General features: G+C 73.6%; 9 protein-coding genes. 6 read left to right on the forward strand and 3 right to left on the reverse strand.

Going from position 1 to position 10,314, the window contains the following annotated elements:
- From ACFQ79_RS38905 to ptsP, 3 genes are all read left to right on the forward strand, one after another.
- On the forward strand, nt 1-204 hold a 204-nt coding region (locus ACFQ79_RS38905), incomplete at its 5' end, for a hypothetical protein (RefSeq protein WP_383592672.1).
- Between the two features lie 311 nt (nt 205-515).
- Nucleotides 516-965, forward strand: a complete 450-nt coding sequence (locus tag ACFQ79_RS38910; RefSeq protein WP_030326712.1) for a PTS glucose transporter subunit IIA — start codon at nt 516-518, stop codon at nt 963-965.
- An 80-nt stretch (nt 966-1,045) separates the two neighbouring features.
- Nucleotides 1,046-2,716 (forward strand): phosphoenolpyruvate--protein phosphotransferase, encoded by a 1,671-nt coding sequence (ptsP, locus tag ACFQ79_RS38915; RefSeq protein ID WP_383592675.1) that lies wholly within the window; start codon nt 1,046-1,048, stop codon nt 2,714-2,716.
- Nucleotides 2,717-2,786: 70 nt separating this feature from the next.
- On the opposite strand, the gene ACFQ79_RS38920 is transcribed toward ptsP, so the two are convergent.
- Together ACFQ79_RS38920 and ACFQ79_RS38925 are read right to left on the reverse strand one after the other, a co-directional pair.
- Nucleotides 2,787-3,686, reverse strand: coding sequence for a hypothetical protein (locus tag ACFQ79_RS38920; RefSeq protein ID WP_383592678.1), 900 nt, complete (start codon nt 3,684-3,686; stop codon nt 2,787-2,789).
- Between the two features lie 24 nt (nt 3,687-3,710).
- Nucleotides 3,711-4,997, reverse strand: coding sequence for an MFS transporter (locus tag ACFQ79_RS38925; protein WP_383592681.1), 1,287 nt, complete (start codon nt 4,995-4,997; stop codon nt 3,711-3,713).
- A gap of 46 nt (nt 4,998-5,043) precedes the next feature.
- Between ACFQ79_RS38925 and ACFQ79_RS38930 the strand changes: the two genes are divergently transcribed.
- Nucleotides 5,044-6,363 (forward strand): aminotransferase class I/II-fold pyridoxal phosphate-dependent enzyme, encoded by a 1,320-nt coding sequence (locus tag ACFQ79_RS38930; protein WP_383592684.1) that lies wholly within the window; start codon nt 5,044-5,046, stop codon nt 6,361-6,363.
- 117 nt (nt 6,364-6,480) lie between these two features.
- Here the strand turns inward: ACFQ79_RS38930 and ACFQ79_RS38935 are convergent, their stop codons facing one another.
- Entirely contained in the window at nt 6,481-8,094 is a 1,614-nt protein-coding gene (locus tag ACFQ79_RS38935) for a serine protease (protein ID WP_383592687.1), read from the reverse strand.
- A 143-nt stretch (nt 8,095-8,237) separates the two neighbouring features.
- Between ACFQ79_RS38935 and ACFQ79_RS38940 the strand changes: the two genes are divergently transcribed.
- Together ACFQ79_RS38940 and ACFQ79_RS38945 are read left to right on the forward strand one after the other, a co-directional pair.
- Nucleotides 8,238-9,047 (forward strand): RNA polymerase sigma factor, encoded by an 810-nt coding sequence (locus ACFQ79_RS38940; protein WP_383592690.1) that lies wholly within the window; start codon nt 8,238-8,240, stop codon nt 9,045-9,047.
- Complete coding sequence (locus tag ACFQ79_RS38945) at nt 9,044-10,141, forward strand: CU044_5270 family protein (RefSeq protein WP_383592692.1); 1,098 nt, start codon at nt 9,044-9,046, stop codon at nt 10,139-10,141. The genes ACFQ79_RS38940 and ACFQ79_RS38945 overlap by 4 nt, the downstream gene beginning before the upstream one ends.
- Nucleotides 10,142-10,314: the final 173 nt, after the last annotated feature.

Below are 10,314 nucleotides of genomic sequence, written 5' to 3' on the forward strand. Positions count from 1 at the left end.
CTGGCGTTGATTTTTGGCACGCTGTTGAGTTCTCAAGGAACGGACGCTTCCTTTGTACTCACCCTCTCGGGCTTTCCTCCGGGCTTCCCTTCGGTATTTCGTGTTTCCAGCTTAGCAGACCCGATTTCTCGTTTCCGCCACCCGCTGGAGCGGGTTCACCGGTCAGGAATTCACTTTCGTGCTTTCCGTTCCCGGCGGGGTTGAACATTACCAGGCTTTCTCGGTCCCCCTGACCACGTCCCTGCGAGCATGCAGAGGTGTAGACCACTGGGGTTAGGATCTGGCTTGATAGGTGCTGCCGACCCGCGACTCAAGGCCGCGTTGGGGTCAGGCAGGAGTACGACAGTACATCCCACCGTCAGCTGAGGCAAATCGTTTCCGGTAGTCCCTAGCTCCGCCCAACTGGTACGTCTCGTGCGGAACTGGGACTTCTTATGACTTACGCTTCTGAACAGTACGCCGTCCAGGACAGGTAGTGACGGCGCCACACAATCTCCGCCCCTGGGAGGCTTCCCATGACAACCGTGACGTCGCCGCTTGCCGGACGCGCCATCGGTCTCGCCGCAGTTCCCGACCCGGTCTTCTCCGGTGCGATGGTCGGGCCCGGCACCGCCATCGATCCCGTACGTGAGCCCTCGGAGGCCGTCTCCCCCATCGACGGGGTCATCGTCTCCATGCACCCGCACGCCTTCGTCGTCGTCGACGGTGAGGGCCACGGTGTGCTGACCCACCTCGGCATCGACACCGTTCAGCTCAACGGGGAGGGCTTCGAGCTCCTCGTGAACAAGGGCGACACCGTCCAGCGCGGCCAGGCCGTCGTGCGCTGGGACCCCGCCGCGGTCGAGGCCGCCGGCAAGTCCCCCATCTGTCCCATCGTGGCCCTCGAGGCCACTGCGGACTCGCTCTCCCACGTCGTCGAGGACGGCGACGTGAAGGCCGGCGACCAGCTCTTCGGCTGGAGCTGAGCCGGATCGTCCCCGTGACGACCGCGAGTTCGACATTCAACGCGGCGGCACGTGCCGCCGCTCTATCGGAGACGGGTGAGATGGAGACAACGCTGCGAGGCGTCGGCGTCAGCCACGGTGTGGCGATCGGCGAGGTCCGGCACATGGGCACGGCGGTTCTCGAGCCGCCGGCCAAGCAGATTCCGGCGGACGAGGCGGAGCGCGAACAGGGGCGCGCCCGTCAGGCCGTCGAGGCTGTCGCCGCCGACCTCAATGCGCGCGGCAACCTGGCCGGCGGCGAGGCCCAGCACGTGCTCGAGGCCCAGGCGATGATCGCCCAGGACCCGGAGCTCATCGCCGATGTGGACCGCCGTATCGCCGTGGGCAGCACGGCCGAGCGCGGTATCTACGACGCCTTCTCGCACTATCGCGAGCTGCTCGCCGGTGCCGGTGAGTACATGGCCGGGCGGGTCGCCGACCTCGACGACGTGCGGAACCGGATCGTGGCGCGCCTCCTCGGTGTACCGATGCCGGGTGTTCCGGACAGCGACGAGCCGTACGTCCTGATCGCGCGGGACCTGGCGCCCGCCGACACGGCACTGCTCGACCCCACGCTGGTGCTCGGGTTCGTGACCGAGGAGGGCGGGCCGACCAGCCACAGCGCGATCCTCGCGCGGGCGCTGGGTGTCCCGGCCATCGTCGCGCTGCCGGGGGCGGGCGAGCTCGCCGAGGGCACGATGATCGCGGTCGACGGTTCGACCGGTGAGATCTTCGTGGACCCGAGCGAGGAGAAGAAGGCGGAGCTGACCAAGGCCGCCGCCGCGCGCAAGGCCGCGCTGGCGACGTCCAGCGGTCCGGGCGCCACCTCGGACGGTCACAAGGTGCCGCTGCTCGCCAACGTCGGTGGTCCGGCAGACGTGCCGGCGGCGGTGGAGGCCGGTGCCGAGGGTGTCGGTCTGTTCCGTACGGAGTTCCTCTTCCTCGACGACAGCGAGAAGGCTCCGTCCGAGGAGAAGCAGGTCGAGGCGTACCGCAAGGTGCTCGAGGCGTTCCCCGAGGGCCGTGTGGTCGTGCGGGTGCTCGACGCCGGTGCGGACAAGCCGCTGGACTTCCTGACTCCGGTGGACGAGCCGAACCCCGCGCTCGGTGTGCGGGGTCTGCGGTCGCTCCTGGAGCACCCGGAGGTGCTGCGGACCCAGCTGACCGCGCTGGCGAAGGCGGCCGAGGGGCTGCCGGTGTACCTCGAGGTCATGGCGCCGATGGTGGCCGACCGTACGGACGCGAAGGCCTTCGCCGACGCGTGCCGTGAGGCGGGGCTGCGGGCGAAGTTCGGTGCGATGGTCGAGATTCCCTCGGCCGCGCTGCGGGCGCGCTCGATCCTCCAGGAGGTCGAGTTCCTTTCGCTGGGCACCAACGACCTGGCGCAGTACACCTTCGCGGCCGACCGTCAGGTCGGTGCGGTGTCGCGGCTCCAGGACCCGTGGCAGCCCGCGCTGCTCGACCTGGTGGCGCTGTCCGCCGAGGCGGCGAAGGCCGAGGGCAAGAGCTGTGGTGTCTGTGGCGAGGCCGCCGCCGACCCGCTGCTCGCCTGTGTGCTGACCGGTCTGGGTGTCACCTCCCTCTCCATGGGTGCTGCCTCGATTCCGTACGTGCGGGCGACGCTGGCCAAGTACACGCTGGCGCAGTGCGAGCGGGCCGCGGCCGCGGCGCGTGCCGCGGACACGGCGCACGAGGCGCGTGTGGCCGCGCAGGCGGTGCTGTCCGGGGAGTGATTCCCGGGGTGCTCGACGAAGGGGCTTTCCGTCACCGAGGTGGCGGGGAGCCCCTTCGTCGTGTGCGGGCTCAGTGGTGGGTGGTCCAGTCGTCGTCGGGGTCGGGGGTGACGGGGAAGCCGGCCCGGTGGTCGACGCCCGGTTCCGGGGAGAGGGGTTCTCCGGTGCGGGCGTCGGTGCAGTAGGCGGCGAAGACCTCGGCCTCGGTGAGGGGGGTGAGGGTGCCGCCGGTGAGGCGCCAGCCGTGGAGTCGGTCGCGGGCGCCGGGAGTGGTGGTGCGCAGGACGAGTCCGCCGGGTGCTCCGAGGAGGATGCCCGCGGCGAGGACGGCGGTGAACTCGGCGGCTGCGCCGTCCTCGACGGCCGTGGGAGTGGTGGTGCCGTCGGCGTGGAGGACGGCGAGGAGCTGGTCGTCGGCGGCCGGGACGCTGCAGACGAGGTGGTGGGTGCCGGGGCCGGCGGCGTCGAGGAGTCGGGCGAGGAGCCGGGAGGCGCGCTCGAAGGCGGCCCTGCCGATGTCCTTTCCGCAGGTGGCGCAGTCGCCGGCGGTGGCGAGGACGGTGGTGGCGTACTCCCAGGTGGCGTGGCGGACGGCGGTGTCGACCAGTTCGGGGAGGAGGGTGCTGAGGGGCTGCCCGGTGTAGGTGACCCGGGCGCCGGTGGCGGCGAGGTGGGCGGTGAAGCGGCTGCGGCTGGTGGGGTGGTCGGGGTCGAGGGCGGTTTCGGCGCAGTAGGCCGCGTACTCCTCGGGGTCGAAGAGGGTGACGGTGGTGTGGCCGCCCTGGGTGGCGAGGGTCCTGAGGAGGGCCTCGACCTGGCGGAGGTAGGTGGTGTGGTCGTCGAAGGCGAAGGTGCGGTACCTGCGCATGGCCGTGAAGTCGTGCTCGTCGGCGAGGAGGCCGACGGTGCTGGGGACTTCGCGGCGCAGGGCGCGGCGGAGGTTCGCTGGGGTGGTGCCGGTCCGTGTCATGTCTCCCCCTGGAATGCGGTCCGATCAGTGCTCACTCACCGTAACCTTCGCCACTGACAGTGACGGTTCGGGGAGGCGTCGGCGGACGAGGCGGTTCTGGGCGGCGCTGGTGGCGACGAGCGCGGCGCCGAGGAAGGGCCAGGCCAGGGGGCCGGCGGAGACGAGGGCCGTCATGAGGAGGGGGCCGACGAAGCGCTGGGTGGACTGGGCGAGGCCGTGGACGCCGAGGTAGGCGCCCTGGGCGTCGTCGGGGGCGAGGGCGACGGAGATCTCCCAGGACGCGATGGTGTGGATCATCTCGGCGAAGGTGAGGACGACGGCCGCGGTGATCAGGGCGGCGATGGCCAGGGTCCGGCCGCCGAGGGCGGAGACGGCCAGGGCGAGCGTGCCGACGGCGAAGAGGACCGCGAGGGGCGTGAGCAGGCGGCGGGCGGCTTCGGTGGAGGAGCCGAAGCGCGAGAGCGGGACCTGGAAGATCACGACGAGGGCGCTGTTGGCGACCATCAGGAGCGGGGCGAGGCCGACGGGGGCGTCGGTGGCGTGGACGATCCAGAGGGGCAGGGCGACCTGGAGGATCGAGTCGTGGAGGAAGAAGACCGAGTCCGCCGCGGTGAAGCCGAGGAAGCCCCGGTCGCGCCAGGGGTTGGAGGGCTTGGCCATGGGGGTGGCGTCGGTGGAGGCGGCGGCGATCCGGGAGGTGACGGGGGCCGGGGGTTCGGCGCAGCGGAGGGTGAGCGCGGCCATCACGAGGTAGGAGACGGCGTCTCCGACGAGGAGGAGGTGGAAGGCGGTGGTGGTGCCGACGGCGAGGGCCGCCGCCGCGCCGAGGCCGCCCAGGGTCCAGCCGATGTTGGAGGTGGTGCGGTTGATGGCCTGGTACCGGACCCGGTCGGGGCCGGCGACCCGGGCGGCGTAGAGCTTGGTGAGGACGTTGGTGGCGCGGTCGGGGAGGGCGCCGACGGCCGAGAAGAGGACGAGCAGCAGGTAGTCGTCGGTGGTGAGGAGGGCGAGGAGGGCCGCGGCGCGGAGGAGTTGGGTGCAGATGATGACGCGGACGAGGGGGAAGCGGTCGGCGAGCCGGCCGCCGAGGGGGGCGCCTGCGATGCCGGCGGCGCCGGAGACGGCGATGAGGAGACCGACCTGGCCGAGGTCGAGGCCGGTGACGAAGGTGAAGTAGAGGGCCATGGCCGTGGACCAGAGGCCGGTGCCGCATTTGTCGATGAAGCCGATGACGAGCATGCGGCGGCCGTCCCGGCCGCCGGGGATGCGGGCTTTGAGGGCTGTTCGGGTGGAGTGGGTGGTGCGGCTCAACGGGTCCCCCTTGCGAACTGCTTTGTATTGATACATACTTGATTACGTGGCAGCACAATATTCGATCGAAGGCACGACGGCCAAGGGGATTGCCGCGTCCGTGGAGCGGGGCGTCGCCGAGGGCGCACTCTCCCCCGGTGACGCCCTGCCGCCCGTGCGGCGGCTCGCCGACGACCTGGGGGTGAGCCCGGGGACGGTCGCGACGGCCTACAAGGAGCTGCGGCAGCGCGGCCTGATCGTCACGCGGGGCCGGGGCGGGACGGTCGTCGCGGAGGTGCCGTCGGTGGCCTCCCGGCGTCCGCCGCGCGTACCGGAAGGCCTTGTGGACCTCGCCGGCGGCCACCCGGACCCGCACTTCCTCCCCGTACTGCGTCCACCGGCGACGGTCGCCCCGGGGTACGGGTCCCACCGCGCCGCGCCCCGCACGGCGGCGCTCGAGGAGGCGACCCGGCAGTGGTTCGAGCGGGACGGAGTCCCCGCGCGGCACGTGACCTTCGCGCACGGGGCACTCGACTGCATCGCCCGGCTCCTCTCGACGGAGCTGCGGCCGGGTGACGCGGTGGCCGTGGAGGATCCCGGCTTCCACCATCTCCTCGACCTGGTCCCCGCGTTGGGCATGCGGTTGGTCCCGGTGGCCGTGGACGGCGAGGGGCTCGAACCGGAGTCGCTGCGGGCGGCGCTGCGGAGCGGGGTGCGCGCCGTGGTGTGCAGTCCCCGCGGACAGTGTCCGACCGGGGCGTTCTTCACCCGGTCCCGACGGGACGAACTGGTGGCTGTTCTCCGGGACTTCCCCGAGGTGCTCGTCGTGGAGGACGACCACAACGCGGACATCGGCGGGGCCCCGGCGCACACGCTGGCGGCGGCCGGGCTCGACCGGTGGGCGCAGGTGCGGACCGTGTCGAAGCACCTCGGGATCGACCTGCGCTGGGCCGGGGTGGCATGCGACGGGATCACGCTCGGGAGGCACGACGGACGGATGCTGATGACCTCGGGATGGGTCAGTCACGTCCTCCAGGAGACGGTGGTCGGCCTCTTCCGCGACGGAGCGGTACGCGCGCTGGTGGCCGACGGCGAGGCGGCGTACGCGGAGCGGCGCGCGGCCCTGATCGACGCGCTCCGGGCGTACCGGATCCGGGCGGTCGGGGCGAGCGGGCTGAACGTGTGGGTGCCGGTGCGGGACGAGTCGGCGGTCGTCAACGGGCTGCGGACGCAGGGCTGGTGGGTGGCCGCGGGGGCACGGTTCCGGATCGCCGCCCCGCCGGCCGTGCGGATCACCGCGTCGACGCTCGCGACGGAGGACGCACCGCGTCTGGCGGCGGACTTCGCGGAGGTCCTCGGGGACGCGCAGGCGACGTACGGCGGTTGACACCGTCCGGGGGTTCGCCGCGGCAGGTGGCCTCAGGGGGTGGCCGGCGGCGGGCGTGCGTGAGCGCTCCGGGGAGGGTCGTCCCTTCCCGGAGCGCTCGGAATGCCTCTCGTCAGGTCATCGCGTCCGGTAGGCGTTCGTCAGGGTCTGGGTGAGGGTGTTGCCCCGGGTGTCGGTGAGTTCGGCGCGCAGCGAGACGGACCCGCCGGGGCCGGGGGTACGGAAGCCCGCCTGGCCATTCACGACGGGGACGCGGGTCCAGGTGGTGCCGTCGTCCGTCGACAGGGACACGGTGAGGGAACGGACTCCGGTCTCGGCGGCCGCACCCCGGACGATGACCGGTACGCGCACCGGGGTCCCCGACGGGGCGGTGCCGTCGAGGTCGAGGGACGGGGCGAAGCGGACGGTGCTGAGGGGCAGGGCGGCGGGGACGGCCGCGGCGGCCGAGGTGAAGGTCCAGGCGGCGGTGACGCGTCCGCGTGCCGCCGTGCCCGCGCCGCGGGTCGCGGTGGCGGTCAGCCGGTAGGAGGCGCGTCCGGGGGTGGTGGTGAACGTGGCGCGGCCGGGGTGGCCCTGACTGGTGCCGATCAGGACCCCGTCGCGGTGGAGTGTGGTGGTGGCGCCGTCGAAGCGCGGGGCGGACGGGGCGTGGCCCTCACCGTCGGCGAGCAGCGGGATGTCGAGGGCGATCCGGTCGCCGTCGCGGACGCCGGCGGGGCGGGCGCCGGGTGCCGTGTCGAGCGTTGGGCCGAAGACGGCGTTGTCGAAGGTGTGGGTGGTGGTGGCACCCGCGCGTACCGCGATTCGGTCGGCGGAGTAGCGGTTGGGCGGGGTCTCGGGGGCCGCGGGTCCGGCGTGACCGACGTCCCAGAGGCCGCGTTCCGGCGTGACGAGGAAGGTCGCGGTGCCGGGCAGCGGGAGGGGCCGGGCGAGGCCGACGGTGGGGCCGGCGCTGGGCTGGATGTCGACGAACCCGCTTCCGGTCGCGCCCTGCGGGGCGGCTCCGCGGACCTTGACGGTGGCGAGGGAGGTGGTGGCGGGGTGGCGGACGAGGCCGGTCAGGGCGCGCGACGAGGTGAAGACATAGCCGAGCGCGTAGTCGGCGCGGGCGCCGGACCAGTAGGTGTCGATCCACTCCTTGACGGAGCCGGACTCGGCGGCGGGGCCGAGGTGGGCCACGCGCAGGTCCGCGCTCGACATCATGATGTTCGCGGAACGGGTCGTGCCCGCGTGGGTGGCCTCGACGTACGCCATGCTGTGCAGGTACCGGGCGTCGGACTCCGGCGGGCGGACGTCCACGGGCTCGGTCGTACGGGCGTCGACGGTGACCGTCGTGTCGTGGTCGAGGTCCAGGCGGGGCTGGACGACCCAGTCGGTTCCGGTGGCCTTGTCCTTGTCGGCGCCGGTGAGGGTGGAGTCGAGCAGGTAGCGGCCCTTGGGCAGGCGGACGGTGACCGTGCCGGACGCGTCGTAGGGCGTGGCGGAGGCGTCGGCACCGGGGCCCGAGATGCCGGTGACGTTCGTCCGGTAGTCGCCGGTGGCGGCGCCCGCGCGATCGAGATGACGGATGGTCAGCGTGTACGTCTCCGGTGCCGCGGCCGAGGCGGTCGCCGTCGGGGGCAGGGCGGTGAGGGTGGTGCTCGCGAGTACGGCGGCCACGGCCAGGGTGCGGAGGGCCGTGCGGCGGGTCGCGCCCCGGGGCGTACCGCTGAGTGTCGAGGAATCGTTCATGCACAGCACTGCGCGTCGCGGGCCAGGCGTTCCCGTGACCTGGGCCACATCGGCGCACGCCTTGGGCAGGGCCGGTGCGCGGTGTGGCGGGGGTCACGGGAACCCGGACGAACCTTCGCCCAGTGCCTTGTGTGGAATCACCTATGAGAGATCGTTTCCGCGCCGGGGATCCCGCCGCGCTCGGGGAGGCGTACGACGAGCACGCACGCGTGCTCTACCACTACGCCTTCCGGGTGTGCGGGGACCGGGCGGCGGCCGAGGACGTCGTCTCCGCCGCGTTCCTCGAGGCCTGGCGCTGTCGCGGGAAGGTGCACGCCGAGGGCGGCAGTCTGCGCCCCTGGCTGCTCGGCATCGCGACCAACATCATGCGCGGATCCGCCCGCGAGGCACGGCGGCGGGACGCGGCGCTGGCCCGGATGCCCGAGCGGGGCGTCCTGCCGGACTTCGCCGACGACGTCCTCGCCCGGATGACGGACGGGGAGCAGATACGGGCCGCCCGCGCCGCGCTCGGCAAGCTCCGGCGGCGCGAGCGGGAGGTCTTCACGCTCGTCGTGTGGGCCGGACTCGACTACGCGGCAGCCGGGGAGGCGTTGGGGGTCCCGGTCGGGACGGTGCGGTCCCGGTTGTCGCGGGCCCGCGAACGGCTCCGGAAGCTCGCCGACGCCGAACTGCGGACGGCGCGCCGGGAGGAGCGCGCGGCGGCGGCCGCGGTGCGGTCGCCCGGCGGAGTCGTGAGACCGGCCGCCGGGCCCCCCGGGGGCACCCGTCCCCGTACGGCCACCGCCTCCGGGGCGATGTGCCCGGCCGCAGGATCCGAAGCCGCGCGCCCCGCCGCCTCCCCCCGTGCCGTGAGCCGAGCCACCGCGCCCGATGCCGTGAGCCGAGCCGATGCGGCACCGACCACCGTCCGTCCTGCCCTCGTGCCCCGATCGATCCCGGAGAACCAGGCATGAACGCCTTCGCCCCTCGTACGCCGCATCACCGCAAGGCCGACGCGAACGCGGACGCCCTGCTGCGCACCGAGCTCGCCGAGCTGCTGCCCCCGCCGCCGGTGCCCGAGCTCGCGCCGGAGCGGGACCGCGAGCTGCGGCACACCGTCCTGCGGGCCGCCCTCGCCTCGGGTGACGGCGCCGTGGCCCACCAGCCTCGTGTGCGCCGGTCGCGCGGCGGGCTGCGGCTCGGCTGGATCGCCGCGCCCGTCGCCGCCTGCGCGGTCGTGGCCGGTGCCGTCGTGCTCGCGCCCCAGGAGGGACCCACCGGGTCTCCGGGCCGCGTCTCGGCGCATCCCGCCCCTGAGGCCGTGCGCTTCCTGTCCGGTGCCGCGCTGGCCGCCGCGGCCGCTCCCGCGCCGGACGCCCGGCCCGGCGGGTACGTCTACGTCAGGAGCCTGGTCGCCCACGCGGGGCGCGACGCGGCCGGCGGTCCGGCCACGCTGCCGGCCGCGCACCAGCGCGAGGTGTGGCTCTCCGTCGACGGCAGCCGCCCGGGGCTGCTGCGTGAGCCCGGAGCCGCCGACACCGAACTCGGGGTCGAGCTGCCCGTCTACGAGCTGGACGGTCCCGGGGCGACGCCCCGGAAGACCGCCCTCGCGACGGCGGCGCCCTCCGTCACGAACCCGACCCAGACCTACGTGGCGACGCTCCCGACGGATCCGGACGCGCTGCTGCGCCTGATCCGGGACCAGACGCGTGCGGGAGAGGGCGACGCCGACCAGCGGGCGTTCACCGCGATCGGGACGCTGCTCGCCGAGACCTGGGCGCCGCCGAAGGTCACCGCCGCGCTGTACGGGGCGGCGGCGCGGATCCCCGGGGTGACCCTCCTGCCGTCCGCGAAGGACGCGGCGGGTCGTGAGGGCGTCGCCGTGGCCCGTACCGCCCACGGCGAGCAGACGCAGTGGATCTTCGACCGGGGGACGTCGGAGTTCCTCGGTGAGCGCACCGTCCTCACCGAGACCACCTCGGCGGGCCGGGCCGGGACGGTCCTCGGGGTCTCGGCGGTGCTCGCCAAGGCGTCCGCGCCGGCGCGCGGTGAGCTGCCGAAGGGCTGAACCGACGGCGTGAGCCGAGCTGAGCCGAAGGGCTGAGCTAAAGGGCGGGGCCCCCGCCCGGCCGGCGGGAGGGGGGGCCCGCCCGGGGCGGCCGCGGCGGCGGGGGGCGCCCCCGGCGGCGAGAACGGGAGTGGGGGGGGGGGGGGGAACGAGCCCGGCGGGTAGGCGACTGG

It is taken from the genome of Streptomyces sp. NPDC056480 (genome assembly GCF_042795405.1).
Classification (GTDB): domain Bacteria; phylum Actinomycetota; class Actinomycetes; order Streptomycetales; family Streptomycetaceae; genus Streptomyces.

Excerpts from the sequence above, each read along its gene's own strand:
- ptsP (WP_383592675.1), top strand. The coding sequence starts at position 1,046 with ATGGAGACAACGCTGCGAGGCGTCGGCGTCAGCCACGGTGTGGCGATC.
- ACFQ79_RS38945 (WP_383592692.1), top strand. The coding sequence starts at position 9,044 with ATGAACGCCTTCGCCCCTCGTACGCCGCATCACCGCAAGGCCGACGCG.
- ACFQ79_RS38910 (WP_030326712.1), top strand. The coding sequence starts at position 516 with ATGACAACCGTGACGTCGCCGCTTGCCGGACGCGCCATCGGTCTCGCC.
- ACFQ79_RS38940 (WP_383592690.1), top strand. The coding sequence starts at position 8,238 with ATGAGAGATCGTTTCCGCGCCGGGGATCCCGCCGCGCTCGGGGAGGCG.
- ACFQ79_RS38935 (WP_383592687.1), bottom strand. The coding sequence starts at position 8,094 with ATGAACGATTCCTCGACACTCAGCGGTACGCCCCGGGGCGCGACCCGC.
- ACFQ79_RS38920 (WP_383592678.1), bottom strand. The coding sequence starts at position 3,686 with ATGACACGGACCGGCACCACCCCAGCGAACCTCCGCCGCGCCCTGCGC.